Here is a 21,768-nt window from a genome sequence, read left to right as displayed (position 1 = left end):
CGAAATCCCTGTTACTCCAGGCACAAAGATCATTGTCCAATTTTCATCCAGTGGGGCGCAGATCTACAGTCGCGTCTCGCTGCCGAACGGTGCTGGCGATCTCTACGTGTATGCGGGGCGGGCGAGCGTTAAATCGGGAGCGTTCAGTTCGGCCACGGTCTACAGCGGCGGCAGCAGTGCCTCGTACTCGTTCGGTGGTGGAGGCGGAGGCGCAGGTGGCTACACAGGTGCAGGCGGCGACGGACAGGGTAGCGGCAGCGGTACGGCGGGCGGGGGCGGCGCCGGAGGCGGAGGCGGGGGCGGGTATGGGGGAGGTGGCGTCGCCTTGAGAGGCCAAGGGCCGAACGGCACCTATTCAAGTGGTTTGCCCGGTGGAGGCGGGTCCGGCGGATCCGCTGGCATCGGCAAGAACGGCGGCAACTACGGTGGGGGCGGCGCTGGAGGTCGCAGCGGCAGCACGGATGGCGGTGTCGGTGGCAAGGGCGCTGTGCGCATCCTGTGGGGAGGTGGGCGCTCCTATCCAAATAACGCTGCGGACCTTTGAGGACACGACATGCACTATGTGAAGATTGAAAACGGCCAACCGGCCGGCCCAATCATTAATCAGCACCAACTTCGACAACAGCTGCCGGCGGGAATCTCGTTTCCAGTGGTGATTCCGGGCGAGCTGGCGGCCGAGTATGGTTTTGCTCCGGCGATGGATATGGCAAAGCCCACCGTCGGACTGCTCGAGTCCGTCCAGGATGCCGGCTTCAAGCTGGTTGACAGTACCTATTACCAGACTTGGTCGATCGCCATGGTTGGCTCACTGGAGGCGGCGCAGGCCATCGCCATCGAGGCGATCGAAGCGCTGGCCAAGAGCAAGCGCGATGCAGTGGTTTCCAACTACAGCCCGGCAGAGATGGCATCTTGGGGCATCAAGCGTTGGGAGGCGGTCACGTATCAGGATACACAAGACCCAAGCCGATCGCCGAATCTGGCGATGGAGGCGCAGGTGCGAGACATACCCTTGGTCGAGCTGGTGGCGAAGGTGTTGTCCAAAGCGGCGGCCTTGTCCAAACTTGAAGCCCGCATTGCGGGCACGTGTGGGCGAAAGCAGGACGCGGTGCGCGGTTGCACAAGCGTCGCGGAAGTCAAGGCACTTTGCGACGAGATTGAGGTGGGCTGGCCGGTGTGAGCTGGCGCTCGCAGCCGTTCTCCTCACAACTGTGGTCCCACAACATCCGGTGCACTGCGGAAAGCGCGGCCTGTTGTGTCGGGTATGGGGTATTAAATACCAGGGTGTAACCTCGGATGGGCCATTCGACGATCCAACCATTCGGCGTCCTTATCGCCTTCGCGTTTCGGAAGCTCTTTCTCACGTCCGTGTTGCTCCAATTCCTGCTGCCGTGTCTGCATGGGAGCAGTTTCGGCGCGAGGTATTACGGCACGCCATAGGTAACTGCTGGAATTGTCACCAAGGAATTGGAGAGGTAATCTCGCGAGCTGGTGTTGACGCCGACCACGACTAGCCTACAAAGAGCCAGGCAGCCGGGGGGAAGGAAGCCTGGCATTCGGGCAAAGCTCGAGGAGAGGACCCCGAACGCACTGACTGTAGTCCGACAGCCATAAGTTTCTGTGATGCAGATCACAAGCCGCTTCGTGCGGCTTTTTTTGTGCCCGCCGCGTGCGGGCTTTTTCATTTGACGGGGAATACATGCCGGATAACGCAAACCATGTCAGCCGGGAAGAGTTCGAGCAGCTGGTCGGTGAGGTGAAGGCCCTTAAGGAAAGCGTGGCGGAGAACACCGAGTGCACGCGCCGGACGGAAGCCAACACACAGGGACTGGTCGAGCTGTTCGATGCCCTCTCCGGTGGATTCAAGGTCATCGCCTGGCTTGGGCGGGCTGCAAAGCCAATCGGCTACATCGCGGGCGCGCTGGCGGCGGTCATTGGCTTGTGGACGGCCATCAAGGGAGGCGGAATCAAATGAGCAAGGCCAAATTGATCGCGCTGGTCGGCGCGCCAACGGCGGCTTGGCTGCTCGCCATCACGCCGCAGCTTGAGGGCAAGGTGCTGCGCGGATACAGGGACCCGATCGGCATTGTCACCGCTTGCTCGGGACACACGAAGACCGCCGTGCTTGGCAGGCCATACACGGAGGCCGAATGCGAAAAGCTGCTGGTCGATGATCTGATCGAGCATGCAGAGCCGGTGCTCGCTTGCACGCCGGGACTGAAGGGAAGGCCGTGGCAACTGGGGGCGGCCGTAAGCTTCGCGATCAACGTGGGCGCCGGTGCCTACTGCGGCAGCGCGACGGCGGCGCGGTTCAACGCCGGGAACTTCCGCGGGGCCTGCAGGGCGATGAACGAGAGTGACAGCGGACGGCCTCAATGGGTGACTGCAGGCGGTAAGGTTCTGCCCGGCTTGGTCAAACGTCGTGCGATTGAGCGCAGTGTTTGTGAAAGGGGGCTGCCATGAGGTCCGCGATCTACGCGGCACTGGGTGCGCTGGTGTTGGGGCTGGTGCTGGGCGTCTTCGGCACGGCGTCCTGGTACACCCCGCGCCTGGAGCTGGCCAGAAAGAGCCAGAAAGATGCCGAGGGGAAGCGGGATCTAGCCGTGGGGGCCAACAAACAGTGCTCGATCGACCTTGGCAAAGCCGACAAGGCTGTTAAGGATTTGAAGCAGGAAGCCGCTGAACGGGCCAGGCTGGCCGCATCCGCCGTGGCCGCAGCGGAAGAGCGGGCTGCGGTGTACGAGCGGCGGGCCGGCGCGCTGAGTCGCCGGCCGCCGACCAGGCCGAAAGACCTATGCGGCTCGCTCGACGAGCTGCTGACCGAGGCAATCAAGGAGCGGAGGATCGGACGATGAAGCGCATCTGCGAAATTTCGACAGGACAATGGGTTGGAGGACTGACGGCACTCGCGATGCTCGCTGGCTGCGCCAGCACGCCCGGGGTCATCACACAGACGCGCACCGTGGAGATACCCGTGGGCGTGCCCTGTCGGGTGCCGGTGATTGAGCGGCCAGCCTGGGCGCTTGACCAAGTGGATCCGGCCGCCGATGTCTACACGAAGGGGCAAGCCGCGCTCGTAGAGCTTGAGCAGCGCCGAGCTTACGAGCAAAAGCAGCAGGCGGCGATCGCCGCCTGCCAGTAGTCGCAAGACGGGGCGACCGACGCCGGTGTTGCAGCACCCGCGCCGGCCACCGAGTCACTGAATGTGCCAGTGAGCCCAGCCAAGGCCCCGCCACCTTTCCGGAAGGCGGGCTGATCATACCAAAAGGTGAAAGGCTGACCACAAATGGCAAATCCCATCATTCCATGGATCGGCGGCAAGCGCCGCCTCGCGGATACGCTACTTAAGCGCTTCCCGGCGCATGAGTGCTATGTCGAGGTGTTCGCTGGCGGTGCGGCGCTGTTCTTTCTCCGGCCGCCGGCGAGAGTGGAGGTGATCAACGATGTCAACGGCGAGTTGGTCAACCTCTATCGGGTGGTCCAGCATCACCTGGAAGAGTTCGTCCGGCAATTCAAATGGGCCCTGACGAGTCGCCAAGTCTTCGAATGGCTCAAAGTGACTGTCCCCGCTACGTTGACGGACATCCAACGCGCTGCTCGCTTCTACTATCTGCAGCAGGCATGCTTTGGCGGAAAAGTGGAGGGGCAAACCTTCGGGACTGCCACCACGACGCCGCCGGGCCTGAACTTGTTGCGCCTCGAGGAAAACCTTTCTGCGGCGCACCTGCGGCTGGCAGGGGCCTATGTCGAGAACCTCGACTGGGCCACTTGTGTGGCGCGATACGATCGACCCCACACGTTGTTCTACATGGACCCGCCGTATTGGCAGACCGAAGGCTATGGCGTGGCATTCCCACTGGCCGAGTATGAGCGGATCGCCCAACTGCTGCATGGCCTGAAAGGTAAGGCCATCGTAAGCCTGAATGACCATCCGGACATTCGTCGTATCTTTGGCGAGTTTGGAATGGAGACGCTGGAGATCGACTACACCGTCAGCGGCGGGAAGGGGGTGACGAGCCGAGAAGTGATCATCTATAGCTGGGACCACTCGGCGGAGCCGGCCGGCTTGTTCTAGCGCGACATGTCAAAAACGTGATGTGTGTTGCGATTTAACTTGCAGACTCTCGTCGTATGGGTTGTTGACCATCGATACGCAAGCCGGGAAATGCCTGTGCTGCCGCTTCTATTGCTTCGTGCTTGGAAGTGAAACCCTCGGTTAGAGCGACAATGAAATTGTCCGTCACCATGCGGACATACCATTCCCCATCATTCTCACGACTGATAACGACGAATGGCAAACCGGAATGGTTCTGGCTGTGAGCGGCGGCGCTGGCATTCATACGGCGGGGCGGCGTTTGGATGCCTTCAATGAAGGCAGAAGGAGAAAGGGGGCCGGCCCGTGAGCCAACCCCCTCCAACTACATGCTACAACTGACGATCCTTAGACCCAGACCAGGTCGCTGGTCGACAGGCTGCCCAGCTGGTTCGCCGCGCCCAGCAGCGCGACTTCGTGATCGGCCTGCACGAAGGCCTGCGCGCCGTTGTTCAGCGTGAAGTCGAGCGGGTTGAACGATTCGCCTTCGGTGTTGAACAGCAGTTGCAGGTCGGTGCCGTTGGCGTTGTAGTTGAACGAGCCGTCTTCGTTGTACGTGCCCACGCGGATCACCACGTTGACCGGATCCAGGCCGTCGCCGATGTAGTAAGCGAATGCCGGGAAGCCGTTGGCGCCAGGCGCGTTGGTCACGTAGAAGGCATAGTCCCCTGCGCTCAGCGGATTCGTCACGTCGACCAGGATGGTGTCCTCGGCAACCTTGAAGTCGGTGATGACGTCCTGCTTGGCAGCAGCGCCCGGGTCGGTCGACTTGCCTGCCTCGGCCAGGTGGTTCTGGTCGAAGTTGAAGTAGAACGAGTCCGCGCCCGCGCCGCCGGTCAGCACGTCCGAGTGCAGCCCGCCGGCGATGAAGTCATCGCCTGCGCCGCCGTCGATCTTGTCGTTGCCTTCGCCGCCGAACAGCTCGTCGTTGCCGGCTCCGCCGTTGATCACGTCGGCACCGCCGTTACCGAACAGCGTGTCGTTGCCGGCGCCACCGTTGAGCGTATCGGCGCTGTTTGAGGCGTAGACGCGATCATCATTGCCCGACCCGATGAAGGTGAAGGCTGCCGCGTCGGACGGATCTTCCATCACGATCGTCACGCCGCTGCCCTTCAGGGCCGATGCGTCGATGGTGGCGAAGTTGTTGTCCTCGAACGCGAAGCCGGTGACCTTGCCGGAACCCGACAGGATCAGCTTGCTGTCCGCGCCGGCCTGCTCGTCCAGATCCAGGCGGACCAGATTCGAGTAGTTCAGCTGGATGTTGGTGCCGTGCTCGCCCTGGCCATTTGCCGACACCGTATCGCTGGCGTCGCCGTCCACCGATGCGTCGGCAGCCACGTCGACCTTCATCAGGTTGACCGAGGCAGCCCGCAGCCAGTCGCCGCCTTCGAAGCCGCCGCGCAGGTGCATGTGGCCCGAAGCCGCGGCAGCAACGTCGATGCTGGTGATGGTGGCGCGCTTGTCGGCGTCGGCGGCATCGATGCCCCACGAGGTGAACTCGGTGCTGATGCCGGTGCTGAGCTTCACGGTTTCGAGGTCGCCGGCGGCACGGGAATCGCCCACGCGGCCGATCTCGATGTCGCTGTCGGTGGCGCCTTCCACGACCAGGTGCTGCAGGTTGGTCGCTTCATCCATCAGGCTTTCGAACTGGTTGCCCAGCGACAGGTCGCCCAGGCCGGTCGACTTGATGTTCAGGCGCTGCACGGTGTTGCCGTCGAGGATGACGCTGTCCGTGTAGTTGTTGCCATCGATGGTCAGGTTACCGGCGGAGTTGTTGGTGATCGACAGGTCGGTGGTGTAGCGGCCCGAGAACGAGTCGTCCACCTGCAGGCCGCGCGAAATCACCACGCTCTCGCTGCCGTTGTGGCTCAGCGCCACCTTGTCGGCGTTGATGACGCGGATGCCCGACGGATTGCCGGCGTTGCCGATCGCGCTGGTGGTGCCTTCGATGTTGATATCGAGCGTGGTCAGCGCCTGGCCGTCGTAGTCCACTTCGACGCCCTGCGCCAGGTTGCCCTGGATGTTCAGGGTCTTCAGCGTGCTGTCGAAGTTGTTGAAGTCGGCACGGCCGGTCGAGGCCTTCAGGTTGATGGTGGCCAGGTCGTTGATGTTGGTGCCGTCCAGGTGGACCGCGTTCAGGAACGTGGCATCCAGCGTCTCGACGCGGCTCATGGTCGGCGCGCGGTTGGCTTCGGCCACCGTGGCGTTGGCGTCGAACACGGCGACGACCTTGTCGGCACCGGCGCCGCCGTCGATCACGTCACCCGTGCGCAGCGAGTCACCGACGTTCAGCACGTCGTTGCCCGAGCCCAGCTTGACGTTCACCTTCTGGTCGGATTCCGAGATGTTCAGGTTCAGGTTGGCCAGCGCGCCCGAGGCGTCGATGGTGGTCAGGGACGAGTCCAGCGCGCCCTTGATGCCGAAGTTCAGGCCGGCCTGGCCGCCCTTGATGTTCAGCGTCTTGGTGCCGTCGCCGATCAGGTCGGTCAGGTTCGACTCGAAGCCAGCCTTGTCATCGTTGATGGTCAGGTTGATGGTCTCGACGTCGAAGCCGGCATCGGTGTTGATCTCCACCGTCGCGTTGACTTCCTTGACCGAGACGTTGGCTTCCTTGCCCTGGATCTGCTGGCCGTCGAAGTTCAGCGTGATCTTGTCTTCGGCCTGGATCGCGTCGACGAGGTCATACTGCGTGGCGGCGCCTTGCAGGTCTTCCAGGCTCACGTCACCCTTGACCTTCTCGACCACGACTTGCTGGATGTCGGTCCAGTTCTTGGTGGTGACGGCCACGTCGCCGGTCGGCTGGATGGTGACCTTGCTGGCACCGGCGATGGTGGTGCCGGAGTACAGATCCTGCTTGGCAGCCAGGCTCAGCACGACCTTGCCCGGGCCGGTGATCGAGTCGCCCTGGGTCAGGGTCTCGGTGCCGCCGGTCACGGTGTCGGCCGCGCCGAGCGTGATGGTGTCGATGGCGGTGGTCAGCACCTTGCTGCCCGGCTGCGGTGCCGGACCGGCGACGATCTTGTCGATCACGGCCTGCGGGTTGGAGCCTTCGCCAGGCTGGTCGACCGGCTTGAGCCAGTCGCGCGCCTGCTGGGCGGCCCAGTCGCCGCTGTACTTCAGGATTTCCGGGGTCGTGTTCAGCGCGGCGGTAAAGCCTTCGGCGGCTGCCAGCTTGGCGTCGACGGCGACCTTGTCGCTATCCTTCGCGCCGTTGACGATGTCCAGCGCGATGCTGGCCAGCGTGGCCTTGGGCGGGTTCGCTGCGAGCAGGCCGGTATAGAAGGCGAGGCCAGTCGGTTCGGCGTCACGGCCGAACATCTGCTGGTAGATCGCGTTGATCTTCTCGCCGTGGGTCTGGCCGCCATAGAGGGCGGTCGACTCGGCCGAGTTGCCGAAGGCATCGATGATCGCGTTCAGGTTGCCACCGACGCCGTCGAGCTTGGTGGCCCAGAATTCCAGGCCAGTGGGGTCGGCCGGGCGGCCGTAGTAGGCGATATAGACCTTCTGGACCTGATCGTAGTAGGCAGATGCTGCCATGGGGTTCTCCTAGGAGGTAAAGACTAGAGATCTGGATTTCCACCGGCCGTCTGCAGAAGGACGGCAGAACGAACTCCAGATCCCGCTTTGTTGCGGCCTTCACTAGCACGTGCTATTCGCGGTGCGGTCCGCGACACTCAAATTGACGTGTCGGGGCGAGTATCGGGAAATGACGGCTCCGCTTCCGTGATGGCGGCCACAAAACGGTGAATCCCCGTGCGTTGGCTAGTCGCAGTCGCGTGCAGACAACCTGGGATTGGCAGCAGGAAGGAAACTACGGCAAGAGGTCTTGAATCGAAATGCCGAATGCGTGGGCGGCGCGATGAAGGGTGGAAACGCGATGGTTTGAGCGACGCTCGAGTTCGCCAAATGCGTTCGGGGTGATGCCCATCCTGGCTGCAGCTGACGATTGCGTGAGACCGAGCTCAAGCCGCCAGGCTTTGACCATGGAAATCCCCTCGCGATTAGCGCGCTGTTTCACAGCGCGCCGAGAGCTTTTGTGAGGGCTTACCTGGGTGGGGGAAGCCGGGGCAGTTGCCAATGGCTTGCGCGATGCCTGCGGGTATGCCATCAGCAGATCCTTCTCTACCTCCAGGGCCGCGGATATCCGATTCCAGGCCTGGACACTGCCAGCGCGTTCGCCAAGTTCCATCATGCGCAAATAGCTGGCGCTGATGCCCGCGATCTGGGCCAAGCGGCGCTCAGTGACTTGCCGATAGACTCTCCATGCCCGCAGCATGGTATCGCCGGTTGCTAGGGCGAGGCGCACACGTAGCGGGAAGTGCGCTGCTTTGGTTGCGAGTGTGGCGTCAAGCGGATCAAACGCTCCCGCCAGAAGGGATTGCGTTGCATCCCATGTATCTGCCGGTATCAGCGCGAACCGCACCCCATTATGCTGGCAGTAGTCGGTTGTCGGCATTCCAGGCGATGCGGGACGAGCCAGGTCAACGAGAGCCGATGGTGGCAACCCAAGGGCATCTGCAAGACGTTGAACGACAGCAGCGGTCGCGGGACGATCGCCGTTCTCAATCAACTGGAGGTAGCTCTTGCTGATGTTGGCCTTCTCGGCAAGCTCCCTGATAAGTAGGCCGCGAGATTTCCGCCATGTGCGAATTCGAGAGTGGCCAGCCGCCGCAGCCACTTTTAGCAGCGTTGATTCCGAAGCTTTGCAGGCAGCCGCATCGGGCGCGCACTTTGCCAGCAGGCGTTCGCTGTACTCTGCAATGCAATCCCAAGTTTCAGCTGGGATGACCGCTAAGCGCTGACCGTCGCGCTCGATGTAGTGGACTTCGATCATGTTGCCCCAGAATGACTGCTCGCCGCACTAGCATAACGGGGTGAGCGAGAAGGCAGGGTGACGACAATCACAAGTGCGAGCGGAAGCGCAGCGGCTGTTGCGGGCATTGCCGCTTGTATAGTCCGGGACGATCGGTGGGTGGGGCGTGCCCCAATAGCGGTTAGAGTGGGCTTCTATTTCCTATCTGAAGGATCGGTGCCAAGGTCAATGTCGGCACCGATGTCTCGCATACGGCTGAGCACACGCTCCATCTCTTCGTCAGATAGCGCCAGGCGTGCGGCACCGAAGAACAGCATCTGCGGCGCCATCTCTCGCGGCTGAGCGCCGCCTGTGTATTTACGCCACTGCTGCCCACCGGCTACGCCAAACAGTTCGGCCATCTCTTCGCCAGTGCGACCGAGTTCGGCTTTCAGCCGCTGCAGATTTTCAGGGGAGGGGGGCGTGTATCGCATAGAAAAAACCCGCCTTTCCGGCGGGCCTTGGATCAGTTCAGAAAGAGCTTTGCGAAGCCGACCGCCGCTACGATCAGACCAGTGGCATACACCACCGGCATCCAGCGGTGCTCGCGGTTCAGCTTGGAGGCTTCGGCGTTGAGCTTCATGGTCTCGGCCATCAGCTTGCCGATCTCGGCTTCAGTCTTCAGGATGTCCAAGGTCTTTTCCATTTCGTCGTCCTTTCGGGATGTCGGGCGGCGCGGCGCGCTACCTCTGAGATTAATATTAGCACCAAAGGGGCTAATGTCAAAGACTTTTCTTCGGCCTCTTGAACCGCTCAGGCGAGACCGCCCCGGGCCGCTTTATTTTCAACCAGTCGGGAGAGCGCTCACCAGCCTGATAAGTCGAGCCGGCGCGTTTTCCAACCACCCCTTCCAATCCGAGCGTCAGCGCATGGCCGTACAACCAAGCGCCATCCTCGACGCTGTCCACATATAGCAGCCCCGGCGGCGGCTCGGTCAGCAGCCTCTGGAGCGCGGCCTTTCGCCGCTCCAGCGGCAGCGCTCTCAGATCCTTCCCCTTGCCGACCAGCAGGTCGAAGACGCAGTACGCCACCGAGTCGGCGCCCCGGTACCAGCCCTTGCGCCGTGCGCGTGAGTGGAGCCGCTCGAAGTCGCTCCGGCCGATGTCGTCCAGCACGCACACCTTCTGAACGGTACTCACTGTGAGTTGTTCGCCCTCACCACGCTGCGCCTCCGGGATTGACTGGGAGTTCCTAAGGTTGCTGTCGACGTGAACTCACAGTTTCAAGGATCCGCAGCACGATCAGGGAAACGCAAATTCGTTTGACCGCTCTACGCCGGTTGCTAATGTCTCTTGCCGACCCTTATTTGCCGGTCTAAGCCGCCCTGATCGCATGGCGGCTTAGAAACTGATGCGACCTGAAGTGCAGCAGAAATTTGGTATCGCCGTGGCGTGTGCATTTTTAGGCGTATTCTCGCGTTCCGCCAACAACCTCTAGGTCTTTAGTCCTCACAGTCGACAATATTGTGCTACAGTGATTCACGATTCACGATTCTTCAAGGCGGCGGCCTTGAAGCACGCGTAGCACTATGAAACACATGACGAATGTGGCGCGGGCAGCGTCTTGGAAAACCGCGAGTTCCCGTTCGGAGCGGTCAGAGCGCATTCGAAGCGCTCTATTGTCTGCCGCAGCCGAGGTGGTGGGCGAGGTGGGCTATGCGGAAGCTTCCGTAACAATGATCACGCAGCGTGCCGGGGTGGGCCAGGGCACGTTCTACAACTATTTCAAGTCGCGACAAGATTTGCTGGACTCCCTTCTTCCAGATCTTGGCGAGCAGATGCTCGACTACGTCCGCGATGAAGCTGTGGGCGGAAGCGGATTCCGTGATCTCGAGGAGAAGAGCTTCCGCGCCTTTTTCGGATTTCTTAAAAGTACTCCCCAGTTTCCCCGCATTCTGAATGAAGCGGAAAGCTTCGCCCCGGCAGGGTTTCAGAAGCACCTCGACAACGTATCGAAGCGGTACATCCGTTTCCTGCAGCGTTCCATGAAAAACGGTGAGTTGCAGGATTACTCGGAGGGTGAACTCGAAGTCGTTGCCTACATGTTGATGGCGGCCCGTAGCTATCTGTCTCAACGCTATATGTCCCCCGATGGCCGCAGCGTCGAACTTCCTCGTTTGGCAGCGGATGCCTATATGAAGTTTGTTCTCTACGGGCTTGTGGGGCGACCACCCGAAGAGAAATGACATTTCCCTTAAAGCGACTATATCTCTAAACGTTTCCGGAGTGCACATGGACAAAACGCTTCTATGGTCCCCAATCAAATTCCGTACTGTGGAGCTCAAGAACCGTGTTGTGATTTCGCCGATGTGCATGTACAGCGCGCAGGAGGGAATGGCAGATGACTTGCACCTTGTACATCTGGGCCGGTTTGCGCTAGGCGGCGCCGGTTTAGTGTTCGTGGAGGCTACGGCGGTCAGTGCGCAGGGGCGTATTACCCCCGGTTGTCTCGGTCTATGGTCTGACGAACAAGTCGCGCCGCTTAAACGCATTACAGATTTTGTGCATCGTTTCGATGCTGCAGTTGGCATCCAGCTCTCTCATAGCGGCGACAAGGGAGCGTCGCAGCGGCCCTGGGAGGGTGGGGGGCCATTGAGTGCTAGTGAGTCGGCTCACGCTGTCGAGCAAGGCTGGGCGACCGTTGGGGTGTCGGTCAGCGAGGAGGGCAATACAGCGTCTGACGCTCAACCTCTTACCGAGGCGGATCTGCATCAGATTATCAGTGAATTTGTGGCCAGCACGGAACGCGCCAACGCTGCAGGCTTTGACGTGCTGGAGCTCCATTGCGCGCACGGATACCTTTTGCACTCATTTCTATCGCCACTAAGTAACCATAGGTTGGATCGGTTTGGCGGTTCGCTGGAAAACCGCATGCGCTTTCCCCTGGAAGTCGTTGAGGCGGTGCGCAAGGTATGGCCTGCAAGCAAGCCTCTGTTCGTTCGTATATCGAGTGTAGACGGCCTGGATGCAGGGTGGGGTGTGGAAGACAGCGTGAGTTTTGCCACGGAACTGCGCAAGCTTGGAGTCGACGCCGTCGACTGTTCATCCGGGGGAATGGTCCTTCCCAAGGACAAGCAGCTAGTGGGTCGAACGCCCGGATATCATGTGCCGTACGCGCGTCGAATTCGTGAGGAAGTCGGGGTGCGGACCGTTGCGGTTGGACTGATTCGTGATCCGTCGCACGCGCAACAAGTCCTGGACGACGAGAGCGCTGACTTGATTGCGATTGCTCGCGAAGCTTTGTTCAACCCAAATTGGGCAAGCCATGCCGCCCTATTTGAGCAGGGTAATTCGGGATGGGAGGCTTGGGTTGAACAGCATGGCTGGTGGCTGAAGCGACGCGCCAGGCAGCAGGATGAGTCGTTCGAACATCTTGGGGCTATCGCGCGCAGTACAAGTAAGGATTAACGCCCCAGCCGGAAGCACCTGGCCACAGATGTCGAAATTGTCGCCAGGTGCGAAGCTGCTTCACATGACTATGCCGATGCGCGCGAATCCAGAATCTCGCGCGAAACAATTATCGGTAAGTGGCCGTCAGGAAGAAAGTTGGGCTCGTCTGCTCTCGTCACCTGGTAGGCATCGGTCTGTGTACCGGCGCGCATGTCGGCAGTTGACGCGAACCATGTGATCGCCAGCCCGTCATATGGCTGGCGAACAGGAGAGTACTCGGGGCGTGCGTGATTCTGCTCGTAGCGCCGGATGTACTCGATCTGTCTTGCGATCGGGCCGTGGACATCTTGCCAGTAGTCGAAGAAGTGCTTCGTTTCCATGCCCGGGCGCCGTGAAACAAACTCAACGTTCTTGACTGACGAGGGGGGTATTTCACCGTCCTTTGCCACATGGGCCGTCACAATCAGGACAGTCATTCGTTCCCGATCAATCAGATCGTCCGGGCGACGTGGGTCGCTCGCCTCTGTCTGCATCGCCAAGCTTGCGGCTTGTGCTTTCATGAGCGTCTGATACGTCCGCTCTTCCATCGCGTCGAATAGCAGTTCGCCCTTTGTGGGGTCGCTTCAGAAAACGGGTAGAGTCGAGATGTGACGCGGTGGCGTTAGGTTCTGCATATCAGTAGCCGCCCCTTTCGTTTGGCGGTGCCTCATTAGCCGAACCGTGGCTCCGTTTTCACATCCCGCTCATCGAACCGGACGTGCGCTACTAACGCATCCGGCTCTCGGACAGAACATCATGCCTTCGCCCACGGAAGGTTCTGCGGAAGCTTTGGCAGGCGGATGAGTCCAAGCTGCTGGTAGAGATACTCATCGGGGTAGCGCGCTACTCCCCCACTGCGCTGCTTGTGCTTCTTGCACAACCATCGGCGGAGCCGGTTTGTGGTGTACTTGTCGAGGAACCGATAGGCAGGAGTGACCGGGCCGAGGCTAAAGTAGTTGGCCCATCCGCCAAGTTTCTGATTCAGACGCTTCACCATTTCCCCGGCATCCATCCATGCCATGTTTCGGCCTGTCTGGATACGCACCGTTTCAGTCATGCGCTTTATGCTCTTTCGCGACGGTCGAGCGGCGATGTACGGCCGCCGAGTCTTGACCGAGTAGCGCCGACCAAAGGTGTACCCCAGGAAGTCGAACTCGCCATCCGGAAGGCGGCAAATCCGGGTCTTTTCTTCGTTCACCGTAAGCTTAAGCAGGCCCATCATCTGCCGCATGGCGGCGAGCGCCTTCTGGGCATTGCTGCCCTTACAGCAGATGACCAGATCGTCGGCATAATTGACGATCCGAGCACCAAGCCGCTGTTCCAAGCCAGCCTTCTTCCACCCCAAGATAAATCGTCGCATGTACAGATTGGACAGTAGGGGTGAGATCGGCGAGCCCTGCGGAATGCCCCGCTTGGTATCCCGATTGGACGTCGTGCGCTTCTTGCGACCTCGCTCATCCTCCTCTTCCACCGGGGCATCCAGCCAGAGCTTCACCAGATGCAGAACACGCCTATCAACAACCCGGCGTGCTACCGATTTCATGAGTTCGACGTGCGGGATCGTGTCGAAGTACCCGGACAGGTCGGCGTCCACAACATCCTTGTGGCCACTGGCCAGTAGCCCGTGTACCTCGCGCACAGCGCTTTGTGCACTCCGGTTTTGTCGGTAGGCATGCTGTTCTGGCGGCAGATCGGCCTCGAAGATTGGCTCCAAGACCAGCATCGCCGCCGTCTGACACACCCTTTCCGCCAGTCGCGGAATGCCAAGCGGCCTGAGTTTGCCGTTCGGCTTTGGAATATAGACCCTTCTTACCGCTTCCGGACGATACGTTCCATCCCGAAGCTGCTGCGCCAATTCCCCAAGCCATCGCTCCTGCCCATACTGCTCAACATCATCGAACGTCAGGCCGTCTACACCCGGTGCCCCCTTGTTGGCGCGGCAACACGCATAGGCGTGCCTTAGCACGTCCATTCGATAGATCTTGTCGTACAAGGCATAGAAGCGAAACTCGGGTTCTTCCTTCGCTTTCGCATGTAACGCCGTCCGTAGTCCCTGAACGCTAATCGGAGTTGCTAGGTTTCCCAATCTCCTGTCCTTTCCCACTTTCAACGTTGGTTCTGAACTGAGGCCCCTTTCCTCCACTGGCATTACCCAGCTTCCTCGGTAATACGGGCCTCTCCGCCACCCCTATGCGCCCGGCCTGTCCGTCACCGGCTTCCGGTTGGTCGTTGCGCTCGACCACGCACGGGGCTTCCCGTGTTGCATCGGTTTCCCTCTTGTATGCATGCTGTCGCCACTACCCCGGCGGAACCGCGGGGTGCATGTTTCGCTCTCTTCCCCCACGGTGGCAGCCTTCCCCGATATTCCGACGGGTCGGCTTCCGCATTGCGTCTTTCGAGGCCTGCTCAGCGTTCACTCACGTTACGGCCTGCATACTCGCCAAGTCACTTACATGACCCTCTACATCGAAGGCTTCAGCCGCTTCGTTACCTCCACGACTGCTCCGATTGCTACCGGCTGGAGCGAGAGTTGCCGGGCGGGATTCGCACCCGCTGAGAAACCGTGCCTTTGCACGGCGCACAAAATATTGCACGCTAAGCCATGGAAGCTCCCGGCCGAGCGCCGATTACCGAGCGGCGAAGGCTAGATTCATCTGGCGTGCCCGCTTGACCTCGTCGCTTTGCAGATAGATCGAGGTCGTGGCCACCGACGCGTGACGAAGGTTGTCGCGCACGCTGGTCAATTCCGCGCCGCGGGCCAGCGCGTGTGTGGCGTGGGTATGCCGCGTCCAGTGCGGGCTAGCCCGGCGCAGCTTTTCGGCCACTGATGGGTTGTCGGCGCCAATTACATCGGCGGCCTGGACAAAGAAGCGCCGCATCACGTGCCAGAGTCGGGTTCCGGTAATGCTGGCCTCGCTATCCTGTTCCAGGCTGGAGAGGAGCGGCGTCTTGGGATCCCAGTGGGCCGGCGTCACAGGAAGCCCCCGTTGCACGAGGTACTGGTCGAGCGCCGATCGCGCAAGAGGCGGAAGCGCCACTTTCCCGGGGCGACTGCCTTTGCCGATCAAGTGCAGCCAGTGGTCGTGGTGTGCATCGACGTGAATGTCGCCCAGGGTTGCAGCGACCAGCTCGCTGGCACGCAAGCCGGTCGCATAGGCGAAATCCAGGATGAATCGCAGGCGCTGGGCGGCCGAGGTATCCCAGTCATAGGACCATTCCAGGCCGTCCGCGATGGTACGCACCAGCAGCCATTCGCCCTCGGTAAATCCTCTGGACGTATCGAGGGCGGCAACGCGGGTGCGCCCACGTACCTTGATCCCGGCAAACGGATTGGCCAACACGTAGCGTTGCTCGATCAGCCAGCGGAACAGCGCACCTAGCACGGATAGCGCGTACGCCGTGGAGCGGGCTGACAGGCCGCCCGCGAAGGGGCGCCAGTCGGGCGCGTTACGGGCTCGCGGCGGCCCGACCCACCGCTCGCGCGGCGTCGGTCGCTTCAAGAAGGCGCGATAGGCGATCGCGTCTTCAGTCGTCAGGGATGACAGCGCACGACCGCGTTCGACAATTGCCCAAAGGATGAGCCGCTCGGCCTCCTTCCGGTAGGCGCGCAGCGTTGTGGGGGCCTCGTGCAAGGCGAGCCACGCCTGTACTGCCTCGTAGTCGTTGGAGGCGTCGAGCGTGCAGGCCTGCCGCGGAGCCCGGAAGCTCCCTCGCGAGCCGTCCACCTCGTGCGGCAGCCGCAGCCGCTCCCACGGAACCACTTCGCCCGGGCCAACCGAAGCTGCGACGACCAGCGCGCGCGCCCGCTCAGTCAGTTGCGGATGCGCGCCAAAGAAGCCCTCGATCTGCCGGGCGCTGGCCAGCCCTAATCCTGCGATCGCGCTCCACCAGCGACGCCGGCGCGGCACCCGTACGGTCAGGTCAGCCAGGGTCTGGATGCCGTGGGCGCGCAGCGCACGCGCGGCCCGGGGTGACAGCCAAAGCCCGATATCGTCCGTGACTTGGGGTTGCGGGACCGGAAGGGAGCGCAGGATTTCGATCGCGTGTCCCACGGCGCTCGCCTGCTGTTGCCGTTCGCTCATGGGATGCCGAAGCAGGTCAGCGAGGTCGGCGCGTTGGCGGTGCTGCGCGAACGCGATCAGTTGCCGACGGATTTGGCCCAGGATCCCGCGTGCCGACTGGCCGGGCGCCTTCGCATGGGCCAGATAGCGCTCCACCGCGGCGCGGGACGACAGGCCTGCGTACCACGCGCGCAGCGCGGCAAGCGCAGCCTCATCTGGAAAGCCGGGAGATATGCCGTCGACGGGATGCGGGGTCTGGCGCGTTTTCATGCCGGCCAGTTTACGCCGAAAATCCATCCATTACGATAAGAAGGATTATCGTAATAGAACGTATTAGACTGCTGATTTTTTTCCCGAAACTACCCTCGGAAGCCGGTGTCGTGCCCCCCAGAACCGCGGATTCCGAGCTATCGTGAACCACTGGCATGCCACGCCGCACCGTACTTTCCACCACCGAGCGGGAAAGCCTGCTCGCATTTCCCGACAGCAAAGACGAACTCATCCGTCACTACACGTTCAACGAGTCGGATCTTGCGCTGATCCGGCAGCGCCGGGGCGCCGCCAACCGGCTGGGGTTCGCGGTCCAGCTCTGCTGCATGCGCTATCCCGGCATCATGCTGGCAGCGGGCGAGGAGCCGCCGCAGGCATTGCTGCAGGTGGTGGCGCAGCAGTTGCGTATTGCGCCCTCGCATTGGCCAGACTATGGGCGGCGTGACCAGACCCGCAGAGAGCACCAGGCAGAACTGCAGGTGGTTCTGCAGGTGCGGCCGTTCACGATGGCGGACTACCGCACTGCCGTCGAGTCCCTGTCGGAGTTGGCCCAGCAAACCGACAAGGGCATTGTCCTCGCCACGGCATTGATTGAATACCTGCGCCAGCAATCGCTGCTACTGCCGAATTCGAATGTGATCGAGCGCATGTGCGCGGAAGCCATCACCCTCGCCACCCGTCGCATTTACCAGGTGTTGACCGAACCGCTCTCGGAGCACCACCGACAACAGCTCGACATGCTGCTGCAGCGTCGGCCAGACGGGCGTCTGACCTGGCTGGCCTGGCTGCGGCTCCCGCCGGGCAAGGCCAGTTCGCGCCAGATGCTGCAGCACATCGATCGCCTGAAGATGCTGCGCGCCATCGGACTGCCTGAGGGCATTGATCGTCTGGTCCACCAGAACCGGCTGCTCAAGATCGCCCGAGAGGGGGCCCAGATGACGCCGAACGACCTCGCCAAATTCGAACCGCGGCGCCGGCACGCGACGCTGACCGCCGTCGTGATCGAGGCCTGCGCGACGGTCACCGATGAAATCGTCGACTTGCATGACCGGATTCTGGGGCGACTGTTCAACTTTGCCAAGAAGAAGCACCGGGAGCAATTTCACCTGGCCGGCAAGTCGATCAATGACAAGATCCGGCAGTACTCGAAAATCGGTCGGGCCCTGCTGCAGGCGAAGGAATGCGGCGGCGACCCGTTCGAGGCCATCGAAGCGGTGATGCCGTGGCAGGTATTCACCAGGAGTGTCACCGAAGCCGAGCAACTGGCCCAGCCCGAGGCGTTCGACTTCCTTCACCTGGTCGGCGACCATTTCTCGACACTGCGCCGCTACGTGCCGGAATTCCTCGATATCCTGAAGCTGCGTGCCGCGCCGGCGGCCAAGGACGTGCTGGCAGCCATCGACACGATCCGGGTAATGAACCTTAACGATGCGCGCAAGGTGCCGGCCGACGCGCCAACCTCATTCATCAAGAAGCGCTGGGAACCCCTGGTGCTGGCCAAGAATGGCATCGATCGCCGGTACTATGAGTTGTGTGCGCTGTCCGAACTCCGGAACCGCCTGCGCTCCGGCGACATCTGGGTTCAGGGCTCGCGGCAGTTCAAGGATTTCGATGAGTATCTGTTGCCCGCCGAAAAGTTCGTCGCGCTCAGAGAAAGCCGTCTTTTGCCACTGCCCATCGCCACGGATTGCGAGCGCTACCTGAATGAGCGGCGCCGGTTGCTGGAACTGAAGCTGGCCACCGTCAACCGCTTGGCCGCCGCCAACAAGCTGCCAGATGCGATCATCACCGAATCCGGCCTGAAGATCTCGCCACTTGACGCCGCCGTCCCGATGGAAGCACAGACCCTGATCGACCAGACCGCGCTCATGCTGCCGCGCGTCAAGATCACGGAGCTGCTGATGGAGGTCGACGAGTGGACCGGCTTCACCCGCCATTTCACACACCTGAAGACAGGAGAGTCCGCCGGGGACAAGACCTTGTTGCTGACGACCATTCTCGCTGACGCCATCAACCTTGGGCTGACCAAGATGGCGGAATCCTGCCCGGGCACGACCTATGCCAAATTGTCCTGGCTGCAGGCTTGGCATATCCGCGACGAGACCTATTCGCAGGGGCTGGCGGACCTGGTCAACGCCCAGTCCGCCCATGCCTTTGCTTCCCATTGGGGCGATGGCACGACATCATCGTCGGACGGCCAGCGCTTCAAGGCAGGCGGCCGCGCGGAAAGCACCGGCCACATCAACCCCAAGTACGGCTCCGAGCCCGGCCGGATGATCTACACGCACATCTCGGACCAGTACGCGCCCTATCATTCCAAGCTGGTGAACGTCGGCGTCCGTGATTCGACCTACGTGCTCGACGGCCTGCTGTACCACGAGTCGGATCTGCGCATCCAGGAACACTATACGGATACCAACGGCTTCACCGACCACGTCTTTGCCTTGATGCATCTGCTCGGGTTCCGCTTCTCCCCACGCATTCGCGATCTCGCGGACTCGAAGCTGTACGTCCCCGACAATCCTGACGACTATCCGGCATTGGCGCCGATGATCGGTGGCGCGTACAAAGAGAAACTGATTCGCACGCACTGGGACGAGGTGCTGCGCCTCGCGACATCCATCCGCCAAGGTACGGTCACTGCGTCGCTGATGCTGCGTAAGCTCGGCAGCTACCCGCGACAGAATGGTCTGGCGGTCGCGCTTCGCGAACTCGGCCGCATCGAGCGGACGCTGTTCACGCTGGATTGGCTGCAGGACCTGGAACTGCGGCGCCGATCCCACGCTGGACTCAACAAGGGCGAGGCGCGCAATGCGCTCGCGCGATCGGTCTTCTTCTACCGGCTCGGCGAGATCCGCGATCGCAGCTTCGAGCAGCAGCGTTACCGCGCCAGCGGTCTGAACCTGGTCACCGCGGCCATCGTCCTGTGGAATACCGTCTATCTCGAGCGCGCAGTGCAGGCGCTGAAGGACCGCGACATGTCGGTCGATCCTGTCCTCTATTCGTACCTGTCACCGCTGGGCTGGGAGCACATCAACCTGACCGGCGATTATGTGTGGCGCAAGAGTCATAAATTGCAGCATGGGAAATTTCGGCCCCTACGACCGTTGGCAGAGCGCTAGCCAATTCTGTCGGCAGGCGATTGCACGCGCGATGGCGGCTCGTCAATACCCTGGAGGCCCAGCGTTGCGCCTCCGTCATGGCTTAGCGTGCAATATTTTGTGCGCCGTGCAAAGGCACGGTTTCTCAGCGGGTGCGAATCCCGCCCGGCAACTCTCGCTCCAGCCGGTAGCAATCGGAGCAGTCGTGGAGGTAACGAAGCGGCTGAAGCCTTCGATGTAGAGGGTCATGTAAGTGACTTGGCGAGTATGCAGGCCGTAACGTGAGTGAACGCTGAGCAGGCCTCGAAAGACGCAATGCGGAAGCCGACCCGTCGGAATATCGGGGAAGGCTGCCACCGTGGGGGAAGAGAGCGAAACATGCACCCCGCGGTTCCGCCGGGGTAGTGGCGACAGCATGCATACAAGAGGGAAACCGATGCAACACGGGAAGCCCCGTGCGTGGTCGAGCGCAACGACCAACCGGAAGCCGGTGACGGACAGGCCGGGCGCATAGGGGTGGCGGAGAGGCCCGTATTACCGAGGAAGCTGGGTAATGCCAGTGGAGGAAAGGGGCCTCAGTTCAGAACCAACGTTGAAAGTGGGAAAGGACAGGAGATTGGGAAACCTAGCAACTCCGATTAGCGTTCAGGGACTACGGACGGCGTTACATGCGAAAGCGAAGGAAGAACCCGAGTTTCGCTTCTATGCCTTGTACGACAAGATCTATCGAATGGACGTGCTAAGGCACGCCTATGCGTGTTGCCGCGCCAACAAGGGGGCACCGGGTGTAGACGGCCTGACGTTCGATGATGTTGAGCAGTATGGGCAGGAGCGATGGCTTGGGGAATTGGCGCAGCAGCTTCGGGATGGAACGTATCGTCCGGAAGCGGTAAGAAGGGTCTATATTCCAAAGCCGAACGGCAAACTCAGGCCGCTTGGCATTCCGCGACTGGCGGAAAGGGTGTGTCAGACGGCGGCGATGCTGGTCTTGGAGCCAATCTTCGAGGCCGATCTGCCGCCAGAACAGCATGCCTACCGACAAAACCGGAGTGCACAAAGCGCTGTGCGCGAGGTACACGGGCTACTGGCCAGTGGCCACAAGGATGTTGTGGACGCCGACCTGTCCGGGTACTTCGACACGATCCCGCACGTCGAACTCATGAAATCGGTAGCACGCCGGGTTGTTGATAGGCGTGTTCTGCATCTGGTGAAGCTCTGGCTGGATGCCCCGGTGGAAGAGGAGGATGAGCGAGGTCGCAAGAAGCGCACGACGTCCAATCGGGATACCAAGCGGGGCATTCCGCAGGGCTCGCCGATCTCACCCCTACTGTCCAATCTGTACATGCGACGATTTATCTTGGGGTGGAAGAAGGCTGGCTTGGAACAGCGGCTTGGTGCTCGGATCGTCAATTATGCCGACGATCTGGTCATCTGCTGTAAGGGCAGCAATGCCCAGAAGGCGCTCGCCGCCATGCGGCAGATGATGGGCCTGCTTAAGCTTACGGTGAACGAAGAAAAGACCCGGATTTGCCGCCTTCCGGATGGCGAGTTCGACTTCCTGGGGTACACCTTTGGTCGGCGCTACTCGGTCAAGACTCGGCGGCCGTACATCGCCGCTCGACCGTCGCGAAAGAGCATAAAGCGCATGACTGAAACGGTGCGTATCCAGACAGGCCGAAACATGGCATGGATGGATGCCGGGGAAATGGTGAAGCGTCTGAATCAGAAACTTGGCGGATGGGCCAACTACTTTAGCCTCGGCCCGGTCACTCCTGCCTATCGGTTCCTCGACAAGTACACCACAAACCGGCTCCGCCGATGGTTGTGCAAGAAGCACAAGCAGCGCAGTGGGGGAGTAGCGCGCTACCCCGATGAGTATCTCTACCAGCAGCTTGGACTCATCCGCCTGCCAAAGCTTCCGCAGAACCTTCCGTGGGCGAAGGCATGATGTTCTGTCCGAGAGCCG

The 21,768-nt window shown here is 61.3% G+C and carries 19 protein-coding genes; 10 read left to right on the top strand and 9 right to left on the bottom strand.

Going from position 1 to position 21,768, the window contains the following annotated elements; genetic code table 11:
- The first annotated feature begins 553 nt into the window (after window positions 1-553).
- The 6 genes from A2G96_RS16830 (at window position 554) to A2G96_RS16805 (ending at window position 4,072) form a co-directional block, all read left to right on the top strand.
- Window positions 554-1,177, top strand: a complete 624-nt coding sequence (locus A2G96_RS16830; RefSeq protein ID WP_062798385.1) for a hypothetical protein — start codon at window positions 554-556, stop codon at window positions 1,175-1,177.
- A gap of 519 nt (window positions 1,178-1,696) precedes the next feature.
- The gene (locus A2G96_RS16825; protein WP_062798388.1) at window positions 1,697-1,972 is read left to right on the top strand and encodes a hypothetical protein; all 276 of its coding nucleotides are present in this window, start codon (window positions 1,697-1,699) and stop codon (window positions 1,970-1,972) included.
- Window positions 1,969-2,460 carry a lysozyme gene (locus A2G96_RS16820; protein WP_062798390.1) on the top strand — a complete coding sequence of 164 codons (492 nt, stop codon included), beginning with the start codon at window positions 1,969-1,971 and terminating at the stop codon, window positions 2,458-2,460. Before A2G96_RS16825 ends, A2G96_RS16820 begins: the two co-directional genes overlap by 4 nt.
- On the top strand, window positions 2,457-2,852 hold the full coding sequence (locus tag A2G96_RS16815) for a hypothetical protein (RefSeq protein WP_062801112.1): 396 nt from the start codon (window positions 2,457-2,459) through the stop codon (window positions 2,850-2,852). The genes A2G96_RS16820 and A2G96_RS16815 overlap by 4 nt, the downstream gene beginning before the upstream one ends.
- Window positions 2,849-3,139 (top strand): hypothetical protein, encoded by a 291-nt coding sequence (locus tag A2G96_RS16810; protein ID WP_150124161.1) that lies wholly within the window; start codon window positions 2,849-2,851, stop codon window positions 3,137-3,139. The genes A2G96_RS16815 and A2G96_RS16810 overlap by 4 nt, the downstream gene beginning before the upstream one ends.
- Window positions 3,140-3,283: 144 nt before the next feature.
- Complete coding sequence (locus tag A2G96_RS16805; RefSeq protein WP_062801108.1) at window positions 3,284-4,072, top strand: DNA adenine methylase; 789 nt, start codon at window positions 3,284-3,286, stop codon at window positions 4,070-4,072.
- A gap of 34 nt (window positions 4,073-4,106) precedes the next feature.
- On the opposite strand, the gene A2G96_RS33370 is transcribed toward A2G96_RS16805, so the two are convergent.
- From A2G96_RS33370 to A2G96_RS16780, 6 genes are all read right to left on the bottom strand, one after another.
- Window positions 4,107-4,337, bottom strand: coding sequence for a YegP family protein (locus A2G96_RS33370; protein ID WP_150124160.1), 231 nt, complete (start codon window positions 4,335-4,337; stop codon window positions 4,107-4,109).
- 101 nt (window positions 4,338-4,438) lie between these two features.
- Entirely contained in the window at window positions 4,439-7,627 is a 3,189-nt protein-coding gene (locus A2G96_RS34040; RefSeq protein WP_062801106.1) for a hypothetical protein, read from the bottom strand.
- A gap of 274 nt (window positions 7,628-7,901) precedes the next feature.
- Window positions 7,902-8,924 (bottom strand): helix-turn-helix domain-containing protein, encoded by a 1,023-nt coding sequence (locus A2G96_RS32630; RefSeq protein WP_082818989.1) that lies wholly within the window; start codon window positions 8,922-8,924, stop codon window positions 7,902-7,904.
- Between the two features lie 173 nt (window positions 8,925-9,097).
- Complete coding sequence (locus A2G96_RS16790) at window positions 9,098-9,376, bottom strand: hypothetical protein (protein WP_062801101.1); 279 nt, start codon at window positions 9,374-9,376, stop codon at window positions 9,098-9,100.
- Between the two features lie 32 nt (window positions 9,377-9,408).
- Entirely contained in the window at window positions 9,409-9,588 is a 180-nt protein-coding gene (locus A2G96_RS16785; RefSeq protein WP_062801099.1) for a hypothetical protein, read from the bottom strand.
- Window positions 9,589-9,664: 76 nt separating this feature from the next.
- Window positions 9,665-10,057: an ATP-dependent DNA ligase gene (locus A2G96_RS16780; protein WP_231909588.1), complete on the bottom strand. Its 393-nt coding sequence runs from the start codon at window positions 10,055-10,057 to the stop codon at window positions 9,665-9,667.
- A 413-nt stretch (window positions 10,058-10,470) separates the two neighbouring features.
- Here A2G96_RS16780 and A2G96_RS16775 point away from each other — a divergent pair, with 413 nt between their 5' ends.
- On the top strand, window positions 10,471-11,127 hold the full coding sequence (locus A2G96_RS16775; protein WP_062798395.1) for a TetR/AcrR family transcriptional regulator: 657 nt from the start codon (window positions 10,471-10,473) through the stop codon (window positions 11,125-11,127).
- A gap of 46 nt (window positions 11,128-11,173) precedes the next feature.
- Window positions 11,174-12,349 (top strand): NADH:flavin oxidoreductase/NADH oxidase, encoded by a 1,176-nt coding sequence (locus tag A2G96_RS16770; protein WP_062798398.1) that lies wholly within the window; start codon window positions 11,174-11,176, stop codon window positions 12,347-12,349.
- A gap of 68 nt (window positions 12,350-12,417) precedes the next feature.
- Here the strand turns inward: A2G96_RS16770 and A2G96_RS16765 are convergent, their stop codons facing one another.
- From A2G96_RS16765 to A2G96_RS16755, 3 genes are all read right to left on the bottom strand, one after another.
- Window positions 12,418-12,891, bottom strand: a complete 474-nt coding sequence (locus A2G96_RS16765) for an EthD domain-containing protein (protein WP_167354351.1) — start codon at window positions 12,889-12,891, stop codon at window positions 12,418-12,420.
- A gap of 233 nt (window positions 12,892-13,124) precedes the next feature.
- Entirely contained in the window at window positions 13,125-14,363 is a 1,239-nt protein-coding gene (gene ltrA / locus A2G96_RS16760) for a group II intron reverse transcriptase/maturase (protein ID WP_231909587.1), read from the bottom strand.
- 634 nt (window positions 14,364-14,997) lie between these two features.
- A complete protein-coding gene (locus A2G96_RS16755; RefSeq protein ID WP_062801097.1) occupies window positions 14,998-16,701 on the bottom strand; it encodes a phage integrase family protein in 1,704 nt (567 codons plus the stop codon).
- Between the two features lie 155 nt (window positions 16,702-16,856).
- On the opposite strand from A2G96_RS16755, the gene A2G96_RS16750 reads away from it, so the two are divergent.
- Both A2G96_RS16750 and ltrA (A2G96_RS16745) read left to right on the top strand, forming a co-directional pair.
- The gene (locus tag A2G96_RS16750; protein ID WP_035483985.1) at window positions 16,857-19,823 is read left to right on the top strand and encodes a Tn3 family transposase; all 2,967 of its coding nucleotides are present in this window, start codon (window positions 16,857-16,859) and stop codon (window positions 19,821-19,823) included.
- A gap of 688 nt (window positions 19,824-20,511) precedes the next feature.
- On the top strand, window positions 20,512-21,750 hold the full coding sequence (gene ltrA / locus A2G96_RS16745; protein ID WP_231909587.1) for a group II intron reverse transcriptase/maturase: 1,239 nt from the start codon (window positions 20,512-20,514) through the stop codon (window positions 21,748-21,750).
- Window positions 21,751-21,768 lie beyond the last annotated feature (18 nt).

This window comes from Cupriavidus nantongensis (genome assembly GCF_001598055.1).
Taxonomy (GTDB): domain Bacteria; phylum Pseudomonadota; class Gammaproteobacteria; order Burkholderiales; family Burkholderiaceae; genus Cupriavidus; species Cupriavidus nantongensis.
This window is presented reverse-complemented; position numbering and strand designations above follow the sequence as displayed.